This window comes from Collinsella aerofaciens (assembly GCF_015554145.1).
Classification (GTDB): Bacteria; Actinomycetota; Coriobacteriia; order Coriobacteriales; family Coriobacteriaceae; genus Collinsella; species Collinsella aerofaciens_AA.
On record NZ_JADNHZ010000020.1, the window covers coordinates 22,626 to 45,247 of the forward strand.

The following is a 22,622-nucleotide window of genomic DNA, read 5'->3' on the forward strand; positions in this document are numbered from 1 at the left end:
TATAAAGCATCAAAGCAACCTCCGCACAAAGGGCACCGACCCACTCATTGGGGACTACTCATTGGGGACAGACTTAAATGACCAATCGTTGTAGTCATTGGGGACATTCTTGGTTTAAGACTGGTCATTTAAGTCTGTCCCCAATGAGTAAAGTGCCGCAAGGGTGCGGAAAGGGTGTGAATGTTTGATTTACGCGCTATGATGTGCCCTAGCATAGAGAGCCCGGCGGAATGGTAACGGTCGCCGGGACACGTTTTTGAAAGGACAATCATGTCAGAAGAACTTCGTTCCATCCCACCCCAACACGGGTCCTTTGTTTTTACGTCGGAGTCGGTGACCGAAGGTCATCCCGATAAGATCGCTGACCAGATCAGCGACGCCGTCCTCGACGCAATCCTCGCCAAAGAAATAGAGCTCCAGGAGCAGGGCTACATCGCCCCCAACGGCGTGCCTGCCAACGTGGAGAACGTCCGCTGCGCCTGCGAGACCCTCGTGACCACCGGCACGGTCATCGTCGCCGGCGAGATTCGCACCCAGGCCTACGTCGACGTACAGGAAATCGCCCGCGGCGTCATCCGCCGCATTGGCTACAACCGTGCCAAGTTCGGTTTTGACTGCGACACCTGCGGCGTTATGAGCCTCATCCACGAGCAGTCGCCCGATATCGCCCAGGGCGTCGACGAGTCCTTCGAGACACAGACCGGCGCTACCACCGACCCGATCGACCTGATCGGTGCCGGCGACCAGGGCATGATGTTCGGTTATGCCTCCAACGAGACCAAGACCCTCATGCCCATGCCACACTACCTGGCAAGCCGCCTGGCCGAGCGCCTGGCCGCCGTGCGTCACGACGGTACCCTCGCCTATCTGCGTCCCGACGGCAAAACCCAGGTCACCGTGCGCTACGAGGAAGGCAAGCCAGTCGAGGTCACGACCATCGTCATCTCCACGCAGCACGCCGCCGAGATCGAGGACATGGGCAAGATCAAGGCCGACCTCATCGAACACGTCATCACCCCGGTCATGGCCGCTGAGAACATGCCGTGGGACAACGCGGACATCTATGTGAACCCCACCGGTCGCTTTGTCGTAGGCGGCCCCATGGGCGACACGGGCCTCACCGGCCGCAAGATCATCGTCGACACCTATGGCGGCTACGGCCGTCACGGCGGCGGCGCCTTTAGCGGCAAGGACTGCACCAAGGTCGACCGTTCCGCCGCGTATGCCGCGCGCTGGGTCGCTAAGAACGTGGTCGCCGCCGGTCTGGCCGACCGCTGCGAAGTCGAGCTTGCCTACGCCATCGGCGTTTCCAAGCCCCTCTCAATCATGGTCGACACCTTCGGTACCGCGCATGTTGCCGAGGACAAGATCGTCGAGGCCGTCGAGAAGACCTTCGACCTGCGCCCGGGCGCAATCATCCGCGACCTAGACCTGCGTCGACCGATCTACGAAAAGACGGCAGCCTACGGCCACTTCGGCCGAGAAGACGCCGACTTTACCTGGGAGAAGACCGACCGAGTCGAAGAACTCAAAGCAGCCTGTGGCCTGTAGGCTTACGAGAAAAGCCACAGCCAAATAGAAACACGCCAAAAAGAGGTACCGGAACAACCGGTACCTCTTTTTTATTAACCGGTGGCGAAGATGAGTCGACATGGGACGCAGAATAGGTTCCCAGCTGATGAATTTTGCAGCAAGCGTGCCCCTACCATGTATCCTAAGTTCCGAGGGCTTTGGTATTTGGTCGATCGCGAGTTCCGCACGAGCCGGAGGCCACTTAATGTGGCCTCCGTGCGAGTCAGGACTGTAGAGCAGGCGACCAAATACCAAAGCCCTCGGAACGACGGGATAGAACAGGAGCGCATATGGCAGGCAAGCCGCAAACACTAGCTACGACCTCGGCATTCGAGATCTTGGGGCCCGTCATGGTCGGCCCCAGCTCATCGCACACCGCCGGCGCCCTGCGGTGCGCCCAAGTTGCCGCCAGCCTGCTGGAAGGCCGCATCACTAAGGTCACCTTTGGCCTGTGGAACTCCTTTGCCCACACCTACCGCGGCCACGGCACCGATCGTGCGCTCGTCGCGGGCATCCTGGGCCTCGACACCGACGACGAGAACATCAAGCAGGCCTTCGACCTCGCACGCGAGCAGGGCCTCGACTACCACTTTGAAATTAAGGGCGACGACGCCTCCATCCATCCCAACACCGTCGACATCGACATGGCCGACGATACGGGCGCCACGGCGCAGGTCCGCGGCGAGAGCCTCGGCGGCGGCAAGATGCGCATCAGCCGCATCAACGGCGTCGGCGTCGATATCTCGGGCATGTATTCCACGCTCTTCGTGGCACACCAGGACGTCCCCGGTGTGCTCGCCGCGCTCACGAACCTGCTCGCCTACGCACATGTAAACATCGCTTTCTGCCGCACCTACCGCACCGAGGTGGGCGGCCAGGCATACTCCGTCTTTGAAACCGATGGCGCCCCCGACGACACCGTCATCCCCATGCTGCGCAAGCTCGACAATGTAAACTACGCCACCTTTATCGAGCTCCCGGGCTCGGCCTCGTCGCTCTCCCCCGGCGTTTCGGCCAAGGAAATCTTTGACGATGGTGCGCAGTTGCTCGACGCCTGCGCCGAACTCGGCCTCAACATCGGCGCCGTCATGGCCGTTCGCGAGGCGCGCCTGACCGGCGAGGCCCACGCCGTCGCCGCCATGCGCCGCGTGCTCGACGTCATGCGCGAGGAGACCACAGCCCCCATCGCCAATCCTCAGCGCTCGCTCGGCGGGCTTATCGGCGGCGAGGCCAAGCTCGTTGATGCCACCGGCCGCAACGACTTGAGCGTAAGCCTGATGGGCGCCGTCCAGACCGATGCCGTGGCCCGCGCCATGGCCGTCCTTGAGCGCTCCGCCACAATGGGAGTGATCGTCGCCGCCCCCACGGCCGGCTCCGCAGGCGTCGTGCCCGGCTGCGTGCTGGCGCTCGCCGACCATCTGCAACTGGACGATGAGCAAGTCATGGACGCCCTCTACTGCGCCGCCGCCATCGGCCTCAACCTCACCACGAGCGCCTGCGTCGCCGGCGCCGAGGGCGGATGCCAAGCCGAGGTGGGAAGCGCGGCCGCCATGGCCGCCGCCGCGCTGGTGCAGATGCTCGGAGGCACGCCTGAGCAGGCACTCGACGCCAGCTCCATCGCCCTGAGCAACCTGCTGGGCCTGGTCTGCGACCCGGTGGGCGGCCTCGTGGAGGTGCCGTGCCAAAACCGCAATGCCATCGGCGTGGCAGCCGCCTTTAGCTCGGCGCAGCTTGCACTTGCCGGTATCAAGAGCCTGGTGCCGTTTGACCAGATGGCGCACGTCATGCTCTCCGTGGGCCACGCGTTGCCGGCCACGCTGCGCGAGACGGCAAAGGGTGGCATCGCGCAGGCTCCGGCCGCACTTTCGGCCTGTGCAAAATGCGGTGTGTGCGGATAGCGACAAAGAAAGACTCGAAGGTGGGACAAATGTCCCACCTCTTTTGAATGCCACCGTTTCCATACCACAAACAACTGGGTAATCGCTATAATGCAAGCCCAGTAAAAACACGATGAGCCGCAAGGCGAAATCCGAAGGATATGCATACGATGTCGCAAAACGATCGAACTCAACTGATTCCCGATCCGCAGCAGCCGAGCAGGCACACCGGCGGCGTTCAGTCGCCGCGTCCTATCGCGCCGAGCCGCGGTCAGCAGCGAGGTGCGGCAAACGTTTCCCAACGTCCGAACAAGCAGCATCAGCAGCGCCAGGCAAATGGCAATGCGCCCAAGCAGCCCCCCACGCACGCTCGAGGCGATCGCGGCCCCGCACGCAAACCCGCCGAGAACAATAAGTCGGGCAAAAAGACGACGCTCTTTGTCGTTCTGGGTCTTATCGTCATTGTCTATATCGTAGGCGTTGTAGCGTTTTCGCAGGTAGCCTACCCCAACACCACTATCGCCGGCGTCGATGTCTCGTTCTCCAACGCTTCGTCTGCCGCCACCAAGGTCAACTCGGCTTGGAAGCACTATAAGCTCACCGTGACAGGCGATGACTTTAGCTGGACCTATCAGCCCGAGTCCGATGAGCCCATTGTCGACGGCGAAGCTGCCGCAAAAGAGATTATCAGCCGCAACGAAGCCATTGTATGGCCGGTTCGCCTTGTAGAATCCTTAAGCGGCAAGACCAAAACAACCGCTAGCTCCAACGAAGTCGATCTTGATCAAGACGTCGACCTGTCCATGCTCTCCGACACCTTTGACCAAAAGCAGTTTGAGAAGGATCTGGGCGCCGCCATCGACGAGTTTAACGAGGGGCGTTCGGGCGCGTTCGAGGCCAATAGCTCCTATGACGAGCAGGCCGGCAAGTTTACCGTCGAGAAGGCGCGCTCCAACGAAAAACTCAACCGCGAGCATGTCATTAAGTATGCCGAGCTCGAGCTTGCCTCGCTGGCCGAGACCGTAGATCTTTCCAAGCTCGGCAACGATGCCTATGAGCCGCTCAATGGAACGCTGACCGATGATCAGATTCAGTCTGCATGCGATGCCGCCAACAACTTCTTGGGCGTCAACGTGACCCTCAAGCTCAACGGCGAGGATGCCGGCAAGGTTGATGGCAGCTCCGTGTTGCAGTGGATCAGCTTTGCCGATCCGGCCAACCCCACGCTCGATACGTCGCAGATCAGCAGCTGGGCAGCCGAGCTCGCCAACGGCTTTAATACCGTGGGCTCCACTCGCTGGTGGACGCGCGCCGATGGCAAGCAGTGCGCCGTCGAAGGCGGCGACTTTGGTTGGTCCATCGACAGCAGCTCGCTCGCCAAGCAGGTCGAAGACGCCATTAACAACAAGCAGACCGGCGAAATCGAGATCAAGTACTCCCAGAAGGCCGACACATTTACCGCCAAGGGCGAGCCCGACTGGAAGGCCTATATCGACGTCGACCTGTCCGAGCAGCATGCGCGCTACTACGACGAGAGCGGCAACATCGTGTGGGAGGCCAACTTTATTTCTGGCAAACCGGGCGAAGACGCCACCCCCGAGGGCGTATGGCAGATCAACAGCAACGATGGCGCCAGCAAACTCATCGGTGCCAAGGACCCCGAGACCGGCAAGCCCAAATACGAGAGCCCGGTAAGCTACTGGATGCCGTTCGAGGGCAATATGGTCGGATTCCACGACGCCACCTGGCAAAACGATTCGAGTTTCGATAACGCCGAATCGTACAAGTGGTGCGGTAGCCACGGTTGTATCAACCTGCGTCTGGCCGATGCCAAGTCGCTCCACGAGCGCATCAAAGTCGGCCTCTGCGTGGTCGTGCACTCGTAACGCAGCTAACGTCTACAACAAGTAAACAGCACGGCGACAAAACTTACAGTACCGTCATCCGCAACTTCTATACGCCCGCCTATCGCGACGGGCGTATATACTTATCGGAGCCATATCAATAAAGGAGACGCTATGTCCAAGGTCCCCACGATCAATCCGGGTCCTGACGATTCCGATCGCATGCCCCAAGATGCCACCGAGACCCTGCCGATTATCAGCGCTGCAGGCACCAAGCAGCCCCAAACGAGTCTCGACGATTCGACCGATATCTCCGATGAAGAAGCCTATGCAAAGCTCAAGGCAAAGCGTGCCGAGCGTCGGCGCAAAAAGCTCATCCGACGCGGTATCGCCGTCGGTGTCGTTGTTACCATCGCGCTCATTGCCATCATCGCAACGCTGGTCATCAACGCGCAACCCGCAGGCACCAACGGACCGGTGACCGACATGGTCACCGAAGGCACGTTTACCACCACAGTCGAAGCCAAGGGGCAGCTTAAGCCCATCTCGGCATCGGTCGTCTCCCCTTCTGTCGACGGTACAGTTGAAAAGATCAACGTGCAGGCCGGACAGAGCGTCAACGAGGGCGACGTACTCATGACCATTAAGAACGACGCGCTCGATAGCGCTGTTTCCGAGGCGCAGCGCGCGGTCGCGGCCGCCCAGGAAGACCTGAACAATGCAAAGGTGGCACTCGCGGCCGCACAGGCCGCACCGACAACGGACAGTGACGGATCGACCGGTCCATCGGACGCAAACGCCAACGCAAATGCCGTCTCGACCGCCCAGCGCAACCTCGCCTCGGCCCAGGCAGCGCTGGAACAGGCAACTGCAAAGGCGGCCGAGCGCACCGTAAAGGCCCCCAGCTCGGGCAGCATCGTGGAGCTCAACGCCAAGGTGGGCGCTACGGTAACAGGCGGCATGATCATGGGTGAAAGCGACACGAGCGGCGGCAAGCAGTGCATGCAAATCGCCGACCTGTCCAAGATGAAGGTGACGGTTCAGGTGGGCGAAAAGGATATCGCCAAAATTGCCGTGGGCCAAAGCGCCAACGTGACCTATCCCGCGTTTCCCGATATCGTGAGCCAGGGCACCGTCACGGCTATCGCCTCGGTGGCAAACTCTGACTCCGGCTCCGGTAGCGGCGGCAGCGTGACCTTTAACGTCGACATCCTCATCGAAGCACCCGACAGTCGCCTTAAGCCGGGTATGACTGCCGAGGTCTCGGTAGTGACCGAGAAGCTCGACGACGTGGTTATGGTGCCGACCATGGCGCTGATGACCGAAGATGGCGAGCACTATTACGTCAATCAGGCCACCGATTCGGAAGGCAAGAAGACGCGCCGCGTGAAGGTGACCGTCGTGACGCAAAACGACAACGAGGCTGTAGTCGGTAAGACGCAGGTCAAGCGCGACGACCAGGGCAACGAGATCAACCCAGACGTCCCGGTTACCAAGTTACGCGACGGCGACACCATCGTGACGGATACCGGCACAGGCATGACGGCAGACGGCGGCGACAATATGTCTGCCGACGAGGGCAAGTAATGCGTCCCGTCATCGACATCCGCAACGTGCACCGCATCTTTGAGAGCGAGGCCGGTTGCGCCCACATCCTGCACAACGTGAGCCTGGCGGTGAACCCCGGTGAGTTCGTCGCCATCACCGGCCCCTCGGGCTCGGGCAAGTCGACGCTCATGAACATCCTGGGCTGCCTGGACAAGCCGACGGCGGGTGATTATTTCCTGCAAGGGCTCAACGTCGCCGAGCTCGACGATGATGAGCTCACCGAGGTGCGCGCGCTGAGCATCGGCTTTGTCTTTCAGAGTTTTAACTTGCTGCCGCGTCTGACGGTGATCGAAAACGTCATGCTGCCGCTGTCCTACACCAATGTGCCGCGTAGCCAGCGCGAGATGCGCGCCGTGCACGCGCTGCAAGCCGTCACACTGCCGGTCGACCATTGGGACCACCGCATATCGGAACTCTCGGGCGGACAGATGCAGCGCGTCGCCATCGCGCGCGCCCTCGTCAACGACCCGCCCATCATTTTGGCCGACGAGCCAACGGGAAATCTAGACTCGACAACCGGGGCGCTCGTCATGGAAACCTTCCACAAGCTCCAGAAACGCGGCAAGACCATCGTACTCATCACGCATGACCCCGGCATCGCCGCCGAGGCCGATCGAGCCGTAACCATCCGTGACGGGCGAATCCATGACGGCGCATATGTCGCGCATACACCGAATACGTTACGCGGGGCCGTCAAAAACCTGCCCGCGATTTCTGCAACCACCAATCAGCCGAAAGGAGCGAAGGCATGAGCACCCGCGATCTTGTCCAAGAAGCCCTTCACTCGCTCGAGGCCAACAAGGGACGCAGCCTGCTCACCATCCTTGGCATCGTCATTGGCATCGCCTCGGTCATCGCCATGACTTCGCTCATCGGCGGCATCCAAAACAGCCTGGTCAAAAGCCTGGGCCTCAATGCAGCCCGCATGGTAGAGATCTATTCGTCCCAAGAACTCACCGATTCGGATGTGGAAAAGCTTCGCAAACTGGTGCCGCAGATTGAGCAGATCGGCATCGTCGATAGCGCCTATTCCGAGTACAAGGTCGGGGATAAAAGCTATACCGTCATGGCACACGGCGTCGATAGCGACATGCTCGATGCCGTGTGCGCCAGCAAGCTCGTTGCGGGACGTGTTTATTCACAGGCAGAGTCTCAATCAGGCTCGCGCGTGGCGCTCATCAGCCGCGGCGGCGCCGATCAGCTTTACGGCAACGAACAGGACGCACTGGGGAAAACCATCAAGGTGTCCAACGGCGAGGTGCAGATTGTAGGCGTGATTGATGGCGGCAGCGACTCCATGGGCTCGCTCACGCTGTATATGCCACGCGAAACCATCTCCGGCCTGTTTGGCGACGAGAATCCTTCATTCCCCAGCGTGACGGCACTTGCCGCCGAGGGCACAGACATGGACGAGCTCTGCAAGACCATCGAGTCTAAGGTGCGCGCGATGAAGGGCATCTCGGAGGATGATGAGTACGACAGCGTATCGGCGACCTCCATGAAAAGCGCCATCGATGCACTCAACTCGTTTATGGGCGCCTTCTCGCTCATCATGGGCGCTGTCGCCAGTATCTCGCTGCTTGTCGCCGGTATCGGCATTATGAATATGATGCTCACCAACGTGACTGAGCGCATCCGCGAGATCGGTATTCGCCGTGCCCTGGGCGCCAGTCGCCGCGATATCACCGCGCAGTTTTTGGCCGAGTCCTCGGCGCTGTGCGTCACCGGTGGCCTGCTGGGTATCCTGATTGGCTATCTGCTGGCCTGGGGCCTCGCGATGTTTGCCGCAGGATCAGGGGTTCTCAGCGAGCTCGGCGCCAGCGGGCAAATCACACCGAGCTTTTCAATCGCCACGGTGCTGCTGGCCTTCGCCGTCTCCGTCGGCATCGGCGTAATCTTTGGCTTCTACCCCGCTCGCCGCGCGGCAAAGCTCAACCCGGTGGAGTGCCTACGCTACCAGTAAGCCACCACCAGCTACCAGTAAGCCACCACCAGCTACCAGTAAGCCACCACCAACAAGTTGCGGTGAATTAGGGACTGAATATGCTATCTAGCAGCAAAAACAGACACTATTTCACCGCAACTTATTGAAGGGCTGTTTGCGCCAGTTCTGGGCGTCGTCCTCGAGCTATTGATGGATGACGGGCTTGTACGGGTCGAGCTTGCTCGGGACGCTCCTCCTCGCGGGCGGGAGGGCGCGCAGGCGCGGCAAGCGCCTAGCGCGCGAACTCCCGTAAGAGCGCGTCTTCCACTTCCCGAAGCGAAAGGGCCCCGCTTCCCTCGGCGGGACGGGTGACCACGATGCAGCGCGCTCCCACGTCGCGCGCGGCGGCGAGCTTCTCGGCCGTGCCGCCTACGGTTCCCGAGTCCTTAGTCACAAGCCACTGGGCGCCCACCTGCCGAAGCATCGCCTCGTTGAGCTCGCGGGTGAAGGGCCCCTGCATGCCGATGACGTGCGACGGCGAAAACCCCGCGTCGATGCACTTCGTTATAGCACCGGGCAGCGGGAGCACACGCACGAAGAAGCGCTCCGCGAAATCGGCGACGCGCGTGTAGGGAGCAAGCTCCTTGCTCCCCGTCGTGAGAAGCGCGCGACCCGGGTTCTCGGAGAGAAAGCGCGCCGCGCGGGCGATCGACGCGACCGGCACGACGCCTTTGGGCAGCGCCTCGACCGGGCGCGCAAGGCGCAGGCATCGTGCACCCACGGCGAGCGAAGCGGCCCGGATGTTGCCGCTTGCGAGCGTAGCGAAGGGGTGCGTGGCGTCGACAACGATGTACGCGCCGGAAAGCTCGCGCTCCATGTCGGCATCGTCGAGCCTGCCCGCATGCACCTCGATGCCCGGAAGCTCGCCCAAAAGCTCGCCTCCGTACTCGGTTGCCGCGTAGGCACGGGCGGGGATGCCCGCCCTGCTCGCCCATTCGCACAGAAGGCGGCCCTCGGTGGTGCCGGCGAAGATGCGCAGCGCCAGCGCGGATGCGGGGGCCGTCACTTCGGGCCGCCTGTGCGCGTGATCTGGTAGAGCAGCGCGTTCATAATGGCGGCCGCCACGGTCGAACCGCCCTTGCGACCCCTCGCGACGATGGCCGGAACGCGTCGTGCGAGTAGCTCCTCTTTCGCCTCGACCACGTTCACAAACCCGACCGGCACCCCAACGACGAGCGCGGGCGCGATCTTCCCCGCGTCCATGAGCTCGGCGAGGCGCAGAAGTGCTGTGGGAGCGTTGCCGACGGCCACGATGAGCGGACCCTCGATGCCGCAAGCTTTGTCCATGCTCGCAACGGCGCGAGTCGTGCCCGCGGCGCGCGCAGCCGCGGCGACATCAGGGGCGGCCATGAAGCACACGGCCTTGCAGCCGAGCTTCTCGAGCGCGGGCTTGCTTATGCCTGCGAGCGCCATGTTCGTGTCGGTGAGCACCGTGGCCCCTGCGCGCAGTGCGTCGAGCGCACAGTGCGCGGCGTCATGGGTAAACACGAGGGAATCGGCGTACGAGAAGTCGGCAGTGGTGTGGATGACGCGCTTCACGACGGGCTCTTCGAGCGGCGGGAACGTGCGGCCGCCGAGCTCTTCGGTGATGATCTCGAAGCTGCGCCGCTCGATGTCGCCGGGCGCCATCTCCTTGGAATCCATCTAGTACTCCACTCCTTCCCTTGCACATATCCCCTGCTCGTAGGGATGTTTCTTGCACCGCATCTCGGTTATGTAGTCGGCCTTCTCCACGATCTTGTGGGAAGGCGCGCGCCCGGTGAGCGCTACTTCGACGCCGCGCGCGGACATATCGAGCGCACGGTCCACGAGCGCCTCGTCGACAAGCCCCTTCGAAAGCGCGTCGAGCGCCTCGTCGAGCACGAGCAGTCCCTCTTGCGCGCCCTCGAGCTCGGCGAGCGCGGAAGCGAGGTTCCCATCGTGCAGCTCGCACGTCGCGGCAAGTTCTTCCGACGTCATCGACCAGGTAAACTTGTCCGACACCTTCCCCGCGAACACGGGCACGCCGAAATGCTCGGCGAGCAGGCGCACCTCCCCGCTTTCGCCGTCTTTCAGGAACTGCACGACGACGACGCGGCGGCCTGCAGCGAGCATGCGAAGGGCGAGGCCCATCGCCGCCGTGGTCTTGCCTTTGCCGTCGCCATGATACACGTGGATCATACGCCCTCCTCGATAATGCGGTAGACATACTCCATGTCGAGCGCCCCGCGCACGACGTCGGCCAGGCGGTCGAACTCGCGCGCACGGTGATCGGCCGCGGACGCCGCGCCCGCAGCACCCACGACGTTCTCGGGCAGGCCGCGCATGCGCGCGAGCGAGCGCGCGAGGGCGAGCGCCACCCCCGGTTCGTCGAACAGGCCGTGGAGATAGGTTCCGAACACGTTTCCGCAGGCCGCGCCTTCTGGTTTGCCGCCAATCGTGCCCGCAGGAGCGCAGGAGACGGTCGTTTCGCCGTCGTGAATCTCGTACCCGCGCGCCGTCATGCCGTTCCACACCGAGAACGCGCCTTGGGCGCCCGTGATGCGCAGTGCCGACTGGGCGAGGCGCTTTTCCTCCTTGAACACCGTACTTGCAGGGATGAGCCCGAGCCCGCGCGCGGTGCCAGCGCCTTCCCTGCCGTGCGGGTCGGAAAGCTCGTCTCCCAAAAGCTGGTAGCCTCCGCATATGCCGAGCACCGGCGTGCCCGCGCCCGAAAGCGCGCGTACACAGGCTCCGATGCCGCTAGCCGCAAGCCAGCGCGCGTCGTCGAGCGTGGTCTTCGAGCCGGGGAGCACCACCAGGTCGGGTCGGCCCAGATCGGTCGTCGAGGAAACGTAGCGCACGCCCACGCCGGGCACGCGCGAAAGCGGGTCGAAGTCGGTGAAGTTCGAAAGATGCGGAAGACGCACGACGGCGACGTCGATGACGCCGCGCGCCTCGCGGGCAGATAGGCGCGGCGCGAGCGAGTCCTCGTCGTCCAGGTCGAGCGTAAGATACGGCACGACCCCCACGACGGGAACCCCGCACATCTTCTCGAGCGGGGCCAAACCCGGGCGCAGGATTTCCACATCGCCGCGGAACTTGTTCACCACAAGCCCCCGCAAAAGCGCGCGGTCCTCGGGCGCAAGGAGCGCGACCGTGCCGTAGAGCTGGGCAAATACCCCGCCCGGGTCGATGTCGCCCGCAAGCAGCACGGGGGAGGACACGGCGCGCGCGACCCCCATGTTGACGATGTCATTTTCGGCAAGGTTGATTTCGGCGGGGCTGCCGGCGCCCTCGATGACGATGACGTCGTTTTCCTCCGCGAGCGAATCGAACGCCTCCAAAATCTGCGGCATGAGCGCCTTCTTTCGCGCGAAGTAGTCCCTCGCAGCGAAGGCTCCCTGCGCCTTGCCGGCCACGATGAGCTGGCTTCGGTGGCCGCTTTCAGGCTTGAGCAGGATGGGGTTCATGCGCACGTCGGGCGGGATGCCGCACGCCTCGGCCTGCATGATCTGGGCGCGCCCCATCTCGAGCCCGTCGGCCGTGACACCGCTGTTGAGTGCCATGTTCTGGCTCTTGAAGGGAGCCACGCGCAGGCCGTCCTGCGAAAGCACGCGGCACAGCCCCGCCGCAAGCAGGCTCTTCCCCGCGTTCGACATGGTGCCCTGGATCATGATGGGCTTGGCCCTACCCACGGGTATCGACCTCCTTCGCCAAGCCTCGGCCATCCGCGCCCGCCATAGCGCCGCCGCAAGAAGCGCCGCCCCGTTCGTCGGGTTCGCCTTCGCCCGACGCACCTTCCGCCCGAAGCACGCGGCTGAACGCCATCGCAAGCCGGGCGTTCTCCCTGTGCGTGCGCACCGCGACGCGGCACCAGAAACGGGACAGTACCGAAAACGAGTCGCACGTGCGGACCAAAACACCCTGATTATACAGGCGCTCGGGGATGTCTTTCGCCGGCGTGCGGACTAAAAGGAAGTTCGCATCCGACGGCACGACGGAAAGCCCGAGCGAGGAGAGCTCGTGGGAAAGCCACGCTCGCTCGCCCGCCAATACGTCGCGCGTGCGCGAGACGTATTCAACGTCTTCCAAGGCGGCGATGCCCGCGGCCTCGGCGACCGAGGAGACGGGCCACGCCTGCCCCGCCCGGCGAATCCCCTCGATGAGTTGGGCGTTTCCGCTGATCAGATATCCCAACCGCAACCCCGCCATTCCGTAGAGCTTGGTGAACGCGGAGAGCACGGCCACATGGCGCGAACACGCGGCGCGTGCGGCCACGCTCCTTTCGCGGGCGTCGGGCGCAAATCCGAGGAAGCACTCGTCCACGACGAGCAGCGCGCCCACCTGCTCGCAGCGGCAAGCCGCGGCCTCGATCACGCTGGGGTCGACGAGGCGCCCCGTCGGGTTGTTCGGATTGCAGAGGTACGCCACGTCTCCCGGCCCCTCGATCGCGCGGGCGAAGGAGGCGGGCACGTCGAAGTCGTCCGCTTCGGAGAGCGGGAACTCCTGCACGCATGCGCCGTAGTACGATGCCGCCTCCGCATATTCAGAGAACGTCGGCGCGCACACGACGATGCGTTTCGGGCGCACCGCCGTGGCGAGCCGCCAGATGATGTCGGACGCGCCCGCGCCGCAGACGATAGTATCTTCGGGAATGCCCTGGTCGCGCGCTAGCGCGCGAACGAGGGCGAGGCTTTCCCTATCGGGGTAGGCGTCGATTCGAGAAAGCGCCTTGCAAGCTGCGGCGACGGCGCGCGGCGAGGGGCCTGCCGGATTCACGTTCACCGAGAAGTCAATGAGGTCGGAGGCACCCCCCTCGCAAGCGATGCCGAGCGATTGCGCGCTGCCCCCATGCGTGCGGGCGCGCAGGATTCCCCCGGCAGCCCGGGGCGCGGCGTGGTCTTTCCTCATGCCATCGCCCCCACGGCGAGCACGACCGCCGCGCGCGCGGCGCCGAAGACGACGAGCGCGCATACGGACGCGGCGAGCATGAGCCTTGTCGCCCGGGCGATGTCGCCCCACTCGATTTCGCGGGACGCGTCGCCTATCGTCGGTTTCTCAACGAGCTTGCCGAAATACACCGCGGGTCCTGCCAGGCGCAGTCCGAGCGCACCCGCGCACGCCGACTCGGTCTGCGCCGCGTTCGGGCTCGCATGGCGACGCCTGTCGCGGCGCCAGATGCGCGCCGCCCCGCGCGCGTCGAGCCCGACGATCGGGCACACGGCGATCATGAACAGGGCCGATAACCGCGAGGGAATCCAGTTCACAGCATCGTCGAGGCGCGCCGAGGCGCAGCCGAAGTCGATGTAGCGCTCGTTTTTGTAGACCACCATGCTGTCGAGCGTGTTCACCGCCTTGTACGCCATGCCCAAGGGCGCACCCCCGATCATAAGGTAGAAAAGCGGCGCGATGACACCGTCGCTCGCGTTCTCCGCCACCGTTTCCACGGCGGCGCGCGCGACGCCCTGCTCGTCGAGAACAGACGTGTCACGTCCCACGATGAGCCCGACGGCTTCGCGCGCCGCGACAAGTCCGCCCTTCGAGAACGCGCGGGCAACGGCCAGGCTCTGGCGGCGCAGCTCGCATGCCGCGAGAATCTGATAGCTCGCCCATGCCTCGGCCACGAAGCGCAAGCCGGAGTGAACCATGCCGCAAAGATGCAGGATTCCCCAGGTCAAAAGCCCACACGCAAGCGGAAGCGCCACGGCGAGCACAAGCCCTGCGGCGCGCGTGCCCGCGGACGTTTGCGGGAATGCGCCCCGCAGGCGGCCTTCGGCCCACGTGATCGCGCGCCCCATGGCGACGACGGGATGGGGAAGCCAGCGCGGGTCGCCGAAGGCAAGGTCGGCCGCGAACCCGGCGGCGACGGCAAGAATCGTCATCACCGGGCATCGCCCCCCCAAGCGGGGCGAACGTCGCGAAGGCAGCGCCCATCCCAAGTGGCGGCCCATGCGCCGCCCGGCTCGGTATGCACGTCGAAGTATCCCATTTTCGGGACAGCTAGCTCAGAGAGCAGCGCTTTCACGGTACCCGCGTGAACGACGAAGACGGCGCGCCCACTCCCCTGGGCGCGCTCCGATTCGCACGCCTCCCGAAACGCCGCGATGACGCGGCGGGTGAAATCGCTCTTGCCCTCGCCATGCGGGCAGCGCGTCTCGCACCAGGAGTCTACCCAGGCGCGATAGCGCGCATCCTCTTTAAGCTCGGCGGCGCTTCGCCCCTCGAAGTCGCCGAAATCCATCTCGCGCAGACCGGGGCACGCCATAAGCTCCGCGTTCGGGAAGAGGATGCGCGCCGTCTGGTCGGTGCGGGCCATGCCGCTCGTGATAACACGGAACACGTCACGATAGCACGCGAGGTCGCGCAAAGCGCGCTCGCCCGCGCTCGACAGGGGCTCGTCGGTGCCCGCCCCGCTGTAGCGATGGTCTTCCGTGCCCGCCGTGGCACCATGGCGCACGAAGACGACTTCCAAAGGCGCGCCCGCGCCCTGCGTCCCTCGAGGCGCATCGGCAAGGTTTCCTTTGATGACCTGGGGTATCCCGCACGTCATGCGCACGACGACGTCGGCGCGCGCAGCGAGCGCGCATCCCAGGCGCCCCGCGCGCTCGCGCCATTGGGCGTCTTCCGCACGCATAGGGACGACCCCCGAGCCGACCAAGGGCAGAATCACTACGTCGAAGCCGATCAGCCGCTCGAGGGCCCGGTCAGCGTCGAGCGCGCGTACGAGATCCTCAACACGGTACGCGACACGGCCGGCAAAAGCCGCAGGCACGCCGCCCTCCGCAAACTGCGCCGCGTCGACGAAATCGTCCGACGCGAACCCGAGCTTTTCGCGCACGAAGGTCCTCTTCCCCGAATGCGCGCCACCTACCACGAGCATCATAGGAGCATGCCCCCCGCCACCAGCATGGCAAGCATCGCGAGCTCGGCCCATTGCAGAAACCATCCGGCCAAATCCCCCGTCACCCCGCCGAAGCGGGACAGGGCAACATGGCGGTACCACGCGAGCGCCAAAAGCCCCGCCACCGCCATAAGGGCGCCGACGGCCTGAGCGCACGCGACCATCCCTGCAGCCGAAGCCGCAGCGAAAGCGCAAAGCGGCACAACGATCGCCGCGCGCTTCTTCGAAGGCGAGAGCCCCGCGGCCATGCCGTCCGCCCGCGCGGCAGGCCAGCATTCAACGGCGAGCCCCGAAAGCGCGCGGGAGAACACGAGCGAGCACAGAAGCGCGAGGAACGTCCCCGCCGTAAGCGGCAGCGCGGTGAACAGGGAAAACTGCAGAATAAGGTACACGACAACACCGATGACCCCGAAGGCGCCCGCCCGCGGGTCGTGCATGATCTCGAGCTTTCGTTCGCGCGGGGCCCAACTTGCAAGCGCATCGGAGGTGTCGCAGAGCCCGTCTAGGTGGATGCCTCCCGTCACCGCCACAGGCAGCGCCACGAGCACAGCCGCGACGATGGTCGCGGGCACGCCGAGCAGGTTCGCCACGTGCCCCCACGCCGTCATGAGTAAGCCTTCCGCAAGGCCCACCAGGGGAAACGCGGCAAGAGCATGGGTTGACCCGAAATCGGTCCAAGCCGATTTCGGGACGGGGATGCGCGAGAACGTTCCGAACGCCGCGCAGATTGCCTCTACTATCTTCACCTTGTAGGTCCTTCGCCTTTCATCCACACGGGAATCCCGCATACCACTTCGACTGCGCGGTCTGCCAGCGCCGCCACGCCCGCGTTCACGCGCGCGAGCGCGCGCCTCCATGCCTCGGTCCCTTCATCGTAGCGCATCCCATCGGCGAACACGTCGACGGTGACCACCACCGTATACGCAGCGGCCTGAGCGAGCCGTTCGATGCCTCCGAGCACCTCGCGCGCCGCAGCGTCGGGGTCATGTGGGGACAAGCCGCCTTCCGCGAAGAGCTCGTTCGCAACCAGGTTGCCCACGTCCTCCAAAAGAAGCGTGCAGCCGCGCGGAAGCCCGGGCGCTGCGGCGCCCACGTCACGCGTGCGCTCGAGGGTGGAAAACCCCTTGCCCTCGCGCAGCGCCCGATGGCGCGCGATGCGGCGGGCGCCCTCTTCCCCGAAGGACTCCATCGTTGCCAGGTACACGCGAGGGCCGTCGTGCCCGAGGCACAGGGACTCAGCGTAGGCGCTCTTGCCGCTCGCGGCGGCGCCGATAACGAGCGTCACCGTCATATCCCGGCCTCGAAATGTTCGTAAGCAGCCATGCCAGTCGCCGTGAACGTCTTCCCATCCCGGTACACGCGCAGCGCCGAATCCAGAAGGGGCAGATACGCCATGGCGCCCGCGCCCTCGCCCAAGTGCATGCCTGCGACGAGGGGTGCCTTTATGCCGAGCTCGCGAAGGAGCTCCTGGCTAGCGGGTTCGCTTGATGCGTGGGTGCCCACAAGGTAGCCCAAGGCGTTGGGGCACAGGCGCGCCGCGCACAGGGCCGCCGTGCAGGATATGACCCCGTCGAGGAGCGCCGGCGCCTTCGAGGCCGCGGCCCCCAGGTAGAAGCCGCACATCGCCGCGATGTCGAAGCCGCCCACCTTCGAGAGCACGTCGATCGGGTCGGCGGGATCGGGCGAGTTCGCGTCGATAGCGCACTCGACCACGTCGCGCTTGCGCGCGAGCGAGGCGTCCGAGAGCCCCGCGCCGCGCCCGACGAGGCTCCGCGCGTCCGCCCGGATGAGCACTGCGGCCACCGCCGCCGAGGTGGTTGTGTTGCCGATGCCCATCTCGCCCGCGGCGAGAAGGCGCACGCCGGCGCGGGCGAGCCCGCACGCGACGGCGATTCCGACCTCGATCGCGCGCACGGCCCCATCGCGAGACATAGCGGTGCCGTGCGCGATGTTGCCGCTCCCCCGCCGCACGTTCGCGCGCACCATGCGCGCGTCTTCTATGCCCCGGGCCATACCCACGTCGACGGGCACGACCTCGGCACCCGCGAACGCCGCCATGCGGCAGGCGCTCGTGGCCCCCTCGCACATGTTGTGCGCGACGGCTCGCGTCACGTCTTGCCCGCTTTGCGACACGCCTTCGGCAACGACCCCGTTGTCGGAGAAGAATACCGCGAGCGCGCGGGGGAACTCGGCCACCTCGGCGCTCCCCTGAGCTGCGGCGATACGCGCGACGGCGTCTTCAAAGTCGCCCAATCCCCCCAAGGGGTGCGCGATGGAGTCCCACGCGGCGTACGCGGCGGCGCGGGCGCATTCGTCTGCAGGCGCGATCCGGGAAAGCGCGGCTTCGAGCACGGCGCCCGGCGCCGACGAGAACGCGCGCTCAACTTCCTCGCGAATGCAGGCAAGCGCGGTTTCGATTGTTTCAGCCATGCCGTCTCCTCTCTGCGAACGACGCCGCGGCAGATGCGAACGCGCGCACAACGTCGGGGTTCGCGGGATAGTACACATGCGGGAAGCCCGCCACCAGGGACGGGATGGTCGTCATGCACGGCCAGCCCTTGTCGCGCCGGGGCTTCTGCGCCCAGAAGTCGCCGCCCGGGCAGGTGGACTGCCAGTAGTGGAACTCGTGCGCGCGGATGCGTGTGCCGCGCGGCCCGTAGAGCCCGTCGCGTTGGGAAGTGAGCTCCACGTACCCGAAATGGGACAGCCTTCCCCCGTTCTCGCTTGCGCCCTCAAGGGCGCCCGCAACAGGCCAGCGCCGCCCCTCGCTATCGGCGATTTCGCGCTGCAGGTACAGAAACCCACCGCATTCGGCGACCGTCGGCATGCCGGATTCCACCGCGCGCCGCACCGCCTCGCGCATCGGCGCGTTCTCGGAGAGCTGCCGCGCATGGAGCTCCGGGTAGCCGCCCCCCAGATAGAGGGCGCTTGTCCCCCGGGGCAACTCGCTATCACACAGGGGGCTGAAAAAGGCCAGCTCGCAACCAAGGTCCTCGAGCGCGCGCAGGTTCTCCTCGTAGTAGAACGAGAACGCCTCGTCACGCGCGACGCCGACGATGGGCCGCGCTCCCGCGATCGGCTCCAACCGGTAAGGTTCCTCGCGGATATCGGGGGCCGTCGCAGCTATTTCGAGCAAGCGGTCGACGTCGACGCTCTTTTCCACCAGCTCGGCCATCTTGTCGATGCGCGCGGAGAGCTGCTCGACCTCGTCGGCGGTCACAAGCCCCAGATGCCGGCTTTCGAGCGAGAACGCCTCGGCGGCGGGGATATTCCCCAAAACCGCGACGCCCGTGTGCTTCTCGATCGCAGGCGCCGCGTAGGCGCAGGCAGCGGCGCTCGTCTTGTTCAGCACGACGCCGCGCACGTTCGCACAAGGCAGGAACTCGGCGATGCCGTGGATTACGGCGGCGAGCGATAAAGACGCCCCGCGCCCGTTCACCACTAAAACGACCGGCGTTTCCGTGTCGCGCGCAACCTGGTAGCTACTCGCGTCGGCCACGCCGGGCGCCATGCCGTCGTAGAAGCCCATAACCCCCTCGAGTACCGCGACATCCGCGCCCGCGGCGCCGCGTGCGAGCAGGGCGCGCAGCGTCGGGGCGTCGGTGAAGAAGCCGTCTAAGTTGCCCGAGCGCGCACCCACGACGCGGCGGTGAAAGAGCGGGTCGATGTAGTCGGGGCCGCATTTGAAGGCCGCGCATGCGAGGTCGCGGCGCGCGAGCGCGCGCAGGAGCGCGCACGTAACGACCGTCTTGCCGCTCCCGCTCGAGGGCGCAGCGATCATGAAGCGCGGGATGGACGTGCTCACCGGGCGCCGCCTTCCCAACCTGTACCATGCGCACTGACGAGGAACACGGGGTTTTGCGCCTTCATAAGATGGTGCGAGCCTACAGCCTCGGCACGGGCGGCCGACACCTGGCACGCCTCGAACCCCTTAAAGCGCGAACCCGAGAGGAGCGCGCACGCCTCGGTGAGCGTCTCAACGGTGACGCATGGCACGCACAGGCGAACCTGCGAGTTCTTCTCGAGCGCCGCCTCCACGATGGAGGGAAGCTCGCCCGCGCTCCCGCCGACGAACACGGCGTCGGGGACGGGCAGTTTCGCGAGCGCTTCGGGGGCGACACCGGGGACAGCATGCACGTTGCCGCACCCGAATGCATCCGCGTTCTCTCGGATGAGCCGCACGCCGGCCGCGTTGCGCTCGACCGCCCATACCGACCCCGCTCGCGCGACGAGCGCCGCCTCGATCGACACGCTCCCCGTGCCGGCGCCGACGTCCCACACGGTGTCGGTTGCGGTAAGGCGCAGCTTTGCGAGCGCGACGGCGCGCACCTCCAGCTTGGTCATGGGAACGTCGCCGCGGATGAAGAGCTCGTCGGGAATGCCCGAGGAAGCGTACGGCCAGCGGGAGCTCGCGGCGCCGCCTGCGAACTCGATAAGCATCACGTTCAAGTCGTCGAACGTCTGACCTGCAATTTCACTTGCGGTCGCGCAGGTGATGCGCTCGTCGGGGTACGACAGGCGCTCGGCCACCGTCACGCGCGCGTCCCCGAAGCCCGCCTGCACAAGCTCGCCCGAAAGCCGCGAGGGGTCTTCCCCGCCCGACGTGACGAGAAAGAGCTCACCTGCGCGCTCGGCCTCGGCCACGATGTCGCACGCCACGCCGTGAGCGCTCGCGAAGCGCCAATCCTGCCATGGACGCGCGAGGCGCGCGGCGAGATACGACGCTGAGCTTATGCCGGGAATGATGCGCACGTCCACCTGCGCGCCGCCGGAGAGCGCCTCCACCAGGCGGCGCGCGCCGCTGAACAGCCCCACATCGCCCGTCATCACGACCACGGCGCGCTGCCACGACGCCGCATCGGTGAGCGCGGCGACGATGTCCGCCGTCTTCACGAGCTCGCATCTCACCACGTCGGGCGGCACGTCGATGCCGACAAGCGCGCGATGAGCGCCGATGACCACGTCGGCGATGTCGATCGCGTCGAGCGCCGCGCGCGAGAGCAAGTCGGGGTTTCCGGGACCCGCCCCGATGATCGTTACCTTTCGCATGGAATCTCCCGATACCCGCGCGGCGTGACCATACGGCCGCCTACGCGCTTCGTGCCCGCGTTGCCGACGAACACGGTGGTGAACATGTCAGCATCGAGCTCCCCCAGCTCGGAGAGCCTGCACATGCCCGACTGCTGCCCCTCGCGCCCGATGTTGCGTACCCAGCCGCAGAGCGTGTCGGGGGCCTTCCATTCGAGCATAATCTTCGCCGCGCGCGAGAGCCTGTCAGCGCGCTTTCTGCTGCGTGGGTTGTACAAACAGATGCAGAAGTCGGCGCTCGCCACGGCGGCGAGTCTGCGCTCGATGACCTCCCACGGCGTGAGCAAGTCGGAGAGCGACACGACCGCGAAGTCGTGGGCAAGCGGGGCGCCGAGCACCGCCGACCCGCTCTGAGCCGCGGTGGCCCCGGCGATAACTTCCACGTCTACATCGGGGTAGTCCTCCGCAAGCTCCAGCACGGGGCTCGCCATGCCGTACACGCCCGCGTCACCGCTGCACACAAGTGCCACGGCTTCTCCGCTCTGCGCGCGCGAAAGCGCCAGGCGGCACCGTTCGACCTCGTGCATCATCGGCGTCGCGAGATGCGCCGCGTCGGGCACGGCGGCGAGCGCGAGCTCCACGTATTTCGTGTACCCCACAACGATGTCGGCCGCCTCGAGCGCGCGCCGAGCCGCAATCGTCATGCCGTCGGGGCCGCCCGGGCCGATCCCCACCACGAAGAGCTTTCCCATCACCGCTCCTTAAACGAAAGTTTGATAGTTACCTTGGAAAACGCGACGGTCACGCCGCCGTGAGCGAGCTTCGGGAAGATAAGTTTGCCCCCGTCCGCGAGCGCCGCACGCTCGCACACGTTGTCGACCCCCACCGTCGCGCGCACGAAATCAGATGGCGAAACGCTGCCTTCGACCTGCGACAACTCCTCTGCGGAATACGTCGCGAGCGGGATATTCCGCGCGCGGCAGAAAGCGAGCAGACCCTCCTCGTGCGCCTTCACGTCGATCGTCGCCGCCTCGCGCACGGCCGAAGGCGAGATATCCGCCTGCCCGCACGCGAGAAAAAACGCCTCCTCAATCGCTTCGGCGCACGCACCGCGACGGCACCCTATACCCGCAACGATGCAGGGCACGACAAGGCGAAGTGGCTCGGGCGCAGGCGCCTGCGCCCGCACGCCCGCCGGCTTCCCCGTCTCAGCGGCGGGCACAACCTTGCCCGTTGTCTCCGCCGCGCGAACGGACGCACCTGCATTCGCGCCAGCAAACGGCGAAACGACGATATCGGCCCGAGCGCGGTCGGACGCAATGTCAACCCCCTCAGGCGGCTGTCCCGAAATCGGCATGTCGGAATAGAGCGTCACGCGCCCGCCCGAAAGCAGCCGCGCCGACACTCGCTTGATGGCCTCGGGATTCGAAACGGCGAGCCCCGCACGGCGCGCCCACGTATCTACCGCCCACACGCCGCGGACGTCGGTCGCCGTGGTGATGACGGGGATGGCGCCTACCGCGCGTGCCACAGTTTGCGCAAGCTCGTTCGCACCACCCAAATGCCCCGACAAAAGCGGGACGGCAAAGCGCCCCGCCTCGTCGATCGCCACAACCGCGGGATCGTTTGTCTTCGAGGCGACATGCGGCGCGATCGCCCGCACGGCGATGCCCGCCGCGCCCACGAACAGAAGCGCGTCCGACGCTTCCCACGCGTGCGCCGTCCATGCGCGCAGGTCGGCCTTCCCCTCGCCGAATCCGCGCGAAACGGAAACGTCCCAGCCAGGGTCATCTTCACCTGTCTGCGCGCAATCGGAAAGCGCGCGTGCGGTGCGCTCAGCCAACGCA

20 protein-coding genes are annotated in these 22,622 nt (G+C 65.3%); 6 read left to right on the forward strand and 14 right to left on the reverse strand.

The features are described 5' to 3' along the window. Positions 1-270 precede the first annotated feature (270 nt). The 6 genes from metK (at position 271) to I2E13_RS08330 (ending at position 8,864) form a co-directional block, all read left to right on the forward strand. Positions 271-1,551 carry a methionine adenosyltransferase gene (gene metK, locus I2E13_RS08305; RefSeq protein WP_022094972.1) on the forward strand — a complete coding sequence of 427 codons (1,281 nt, stop codon included), beginning with the start codon at positions 271-273 and terminating at the stop codon, positions 1,549-1,551. A gap of 311 nt (positions 1,552-1,862) precedes the next feature. Further along, positions 1,863-3,470 (forward strand): L-serine ammonia-lyase, iron-sulfur-dependent, subunit alpha, encoded by a 1,608-nt coding sequence (sdaAA, locus tag I2E13_RS08310; RefSeq protein WP_195404795.1) that lies wholly within the window; start codon positions 1,863-1,865, stop codon positions 3,468-3,470. Positions 3,471-3,619: 149 nt separating this feature from the next. Then, positions 3,620-5,335, forward strand: coding sequence for a L,D-transpeptidase (locus I2E13_RS08315; RefSeq protein WP_055250387.1), 1,716 nt, complete (start codon positions 3,620-3,622; stop codon positions 5,333-5,335). Between the two features lie 132 nt (positions 5,336-5,467). Beyond that, the gene (locus tag I2E13_RS08320; RefSeq protein WP_195404796.1) at positions 5,468-6,880 is read left to right on the forward strand and encodes an efflux RND transporter periplasmic adaptor subunit; all 1,413 of its coding nucleotides are present in this window, start codon (positions 5,468-5,470) and stop codon (positions 6,878-6,880) included. Next, the gene (locus I2E13_RS08325) at positions 6,880-7,653 is read left to right on the forward strand and encodes an ABC transporter ATP-binding protein (RefSeq protein WP_055250391.1); all 774 of its coding nucleotides are present in this window, start codon (positions 6,880-6,882) and stop codon (positions 7,651-7,653) included. Before I2E13_RS08320 ends, I2E13_RS08325 begins: the two co-directional genes overlap by 1 nt. Then, entirely contained in the window at positions 7,650-8,864 is a 1,215-nt protein-coding gene (locus I2E13_RS08330; protein WP_195404797.1) for an ABC transporter permease, read from the forward strand. Before I2E13_RS08325 ends, I2E13_RS08330 begins: the two co-directional genes overlap by 4 nt. A gap of 253 nt (positions 8,865-9,117) precedes the next feature. Here the strand turns inward: I2E13_RS08330 and cobK are convergent, their stop codons facing one another. From cobK to I2E13_RS08400, 14 genes are read right to left on the reverse strand one after another with little or no spacing between them, the layout of a single operon-like run. Beyond that, positions 9,118-9,891 (reverse strand): precorrin-6A reductase, encoded by a 774-nt coding sequence (gene cobK, locus I2E13_RS08335; protein ID WP_195404798.1) that lies wholly within the window; start codon positions 9,889-9,891, stop codon positions 9,118-9,120. After that, the gene (locus I2E13_RS08340) at positions 9,888-10,529 is read right to left on the reverse strand and encodes a precorrin-8X methylmutase (protein WP_195404799.1); all 642 of its coding nucleotides are present in this window, start codon (positions 10,527-10,529) and stop codon (positions 9,888-9,890) included. Before I2E13_RS08340 ends, cobK begins: the two co-directional genes overlap by 4 nt. Further along, positions 10,530-11,045, reverse strand: coding sequence for a cob(I)yrinic acid a,c-diamide adenosyltransferase (locus I2E13_RS08345; RefSeq protein ID WP_195404800.1), 516 nt, complete (start codon positions 11,043-11,045; stop codon positions 10,530-10,532). Continuing rightward, the gene (locus I2E13_RS08350; protein WP_271817610.1) at positions 11,042-12,541 is read right to left on the reverse strand and encodes a cobyric acid synthase; all 1,500 of its coding nucleotides are present in this window, start codon (positions 12,539-12,541) and stop codon (positions 11,042-11,044) included. The genes I2E13_RS08345 and I2E13_RS08350 overlap by 4 nt, the downstream gene beginning before the upstream one ends. Continuing rightward, a complete protein-coding gene (locus I2E13_RS08355; RefSeq protein ID WP_195404802.1) occupies positions 12,534-13,757 on the reverse strand; it encodes a pyridoxal phosphate-dependent aminotransferase in 1,224 nt (407 codons plus the stop codon). Before I2E13_RS08355 ends, I2E13_RS08350 begins: the two co-directional genes overlap by 8 nt. Beyond that, positions 13,754-14,728, reverse strand: a complete 975-nt coding sequence (gene cbiB, locus I2E13_RS08360; RefSeq protein WP_195404803.1) for an adenosylcobinamide-phosphate synthase CbiB — start codon at positions 14,726-14,728, stop codon at positions 13,754-13,756. Before cbiB ends, I2E13_RS08355 begins: the two co-directional genes overlap by 4 nt. Beyond that, on the reverse strand, positions 14,728-15,792 hold the full coding sequence (locus I2E13_RS08365; RefSeq protein WP_229057899.1) for a histidine phosphatase family protein: 1,065 nt from the start codon (positions 15,790-15,792) through the stop codon (positions 14,728-14,730). Before I2E13_RS08365 ends, cbiB begins: the two co-directional genes overlap by 1 nt. Then, a complete protein-coding gene (locus tag I2E13_RS08370; protein ID WP_195404804.1) occupies positions 15,726-16,493 on the reverse strand; it encodes an adenosylcobinamide-GDP ribazoletransferase in 768 nt (255 codons plus the stop codon). Before I2E13_RS08370 ends, I2E13_RS08365 begins: the two co-directional genes overlap by 67 nt. Next, on the reverse strand, positions 16,490-17,038 hold the full coding sequence (locus tag I2E13_RS08375) for a bifunctional adenosylcobinamide kinase/adenosylcobinamide-phosphate guanylyltransferase (protein ID WP_195404805.1): 549 nt from the start codon (positions 17,036-17,038) through the stop codon (positions 16,490-16,492). Before I2E13_RS08375 ends, I2E13_RS08370 begins: the two co-directional genes overlap by 4 nt. Continuing rightward, entirely contained in the window at positions 17,035-18,177 is a 1,143-nt protein-coding gene (locus I2E13_RS08380) for a nicotinate-nucleotide--dimethylbenzimidazole phosphoribosyltransferase (RefSeq protein ID WP_082435472.1), read from the reverse strand. Before I2E13_RS08380 ends, I2E13_RS08375 begins: the two co-directional genes overlap by 4 nt. Further along, positions 18,170-19,552 (reverse strand): cobyrinate a,c-diamide synthase, encoded by a 1,383-nt coding sequence (locus tag I2E13_RS08385; protein ID WP_271817611.1) that lies wholly within the window; start codon positions 19,550-19,552, stop codon positions 18,170-18,172. The genes I2E13_RS08380 and I2E13_RS08385 overlap by 8 nt, the downstream gene beginning before the upstream one ends. After that, positions 19,549-20,796: a precorrin-6y C5,15-methyltransferase (decarboxylating) subunit CbiE gene (cbiE, locus tag I2E13_RS08390; protein WP_195404806.1), complete on the reverse strand. Its 1,248-nt coding sequence runs from the start codon at positions 20,794-20,796 to the stop codon at positions 19,549-19,551. The genes I2E13_RS08385 and cbiE overlap by 4 nt, the downstream gene beginning before the upstream one ends. Next, positions 20,784-21,509 carry a precorrin-3B C(17)-methyltransferase gene (gene cobJ / locus I2E13_RS08395; RefSeq protein ID WP_324249384.1) on the reverse strand — a complete coding sequence of 242 codons (726 nt, stop codon included), beginning with the start codon at positions 21,507-21,509 and terminating at the stop codon, positions 20,784-20,786. Before cobJ ends, cbiE begins: the two co-directional genes overlap by 13 nt. Before the next feature lie 17 nt (positions 21,510-21,526). After that, positions 21,527-22,618: a cobalt-precorrin 5A hydrolase gene (locus I2E13_RS08400; RefSeq protein WP_229057901.1), complete on the reverse strand. Its 1,092-nt coding sequence runs from the start codon at positions 22,616-22,618 to the stop codon at positions 21,527-21,529. Between the last annotated feature and the right edge of the window lie 4 nt (positions 22,619-22,622).

What these genes read in the sequence shown, in the direction of transcription:
- metK (WP_022094972.1), top strand. Translation starts at nt 271, where the DNA reads ATGTCAGAAGAACTTCGTTCCATCCCACCCCAACACGGGTCCTTTGTT.
- sdaAA (WP_195404795.1), top strand. Translation starts at nt 1,863, where the DNA reads ATGGCAGGCAAGCCGCAAACACTAGCTACGACCTCGGCATTCGAGATC.
- I2E13_RS08315 (WP_055250387.1), top strand. Translation starts at nt 3,620, where the DNA reads ATGTCGCAAAACGATCGAACTCAACTGATTCCCGATCCGCAGCAGCCG.
- I2E13_RS08320 (WP_195404796.1), top strand. Translation starts at nt 5,468, where the DNA reads ATGTCCAAGGTCCCCACGATCAATCCGGGTCCTGACGATTCCGATCGC.
- I2E13_RS08325 (WP_055250391.1), top strand. Translation starts at nt 6,880, where the DNA reads ATGCGTCCCGTCATCGACATCCGCAACGTGCACCGCATCTTTGAGAGC.
- I2E13_RS08330 (WP_195404797.1), top strand. Translation starts at nt 7,650, where the DNA reads ATGAGCACCCGCGATCTTGTCCAAGAAGCCCTTCACTCGCTCGAGGCC.
- I2E13_RS08340 (WP_195404799.1), bottom strand. Translation starts at nt 10,529, where the DNA reads ATGGATTCCAAGGAGATGGCGCCCGGCGACATCGAGCGGCGCAGCTTC.
- I2E13_RS08345 (WP_195404800.1), bottom strand. Translation starts at nt 11,045, where the DNA reads ATGATCCACGTGTATCATGGCGACGGCAAAGGCAAGACCACGGCGGCG.
- I2E13_RS08355 (WP_195404802.1), bottom strand. Translation starts at nt 13,757, where the DNA reads ATGAGGAAAGACCACGCCGCGCCCCGGGCTGCCGGGGGAATCCTGCGC.
- cbiB (WP_195404803.1), bottom strand. Translation starts at nt 14,728, where the DNA reads ATGACGATTCTTGCCGTCGCCGCCGGGTTCGCGGCCGACCTTGCCTTC.
- I2E13_RS08365 (WP_229057899.1), bottom strand. Translation starts at nt 15,792, where the DNA reads ATGGTTTCTGCAATGGGCCGAGCTCGCGATGCTTGCCATGCTGGTGGC.
- I2E13_RS08375 (WP_195404805.1), bottom strand. Translation starts at nt 17,038, where the DNA reads ATGACGGTGACGCTCGTTATCGGCGCCGCCGCGAGCGGCAAGAGCGCC.
- I2E13_RS08380 (WP_082435472.1), bottom strand. Translation starts at nt 18,177, where the DNA reads ATGGCTGAAACAATCGAAACCGCGCTTGCCTGCATTCGCGAGGAAGTT.
- cbiE (WP_195404806.1), bottom strand. Translation starts at nt 20,796, where the DNA reads ATGCGAAAGGTAACGATCATCGGGGCGGGTCCCGGAAACCCCGACTTG.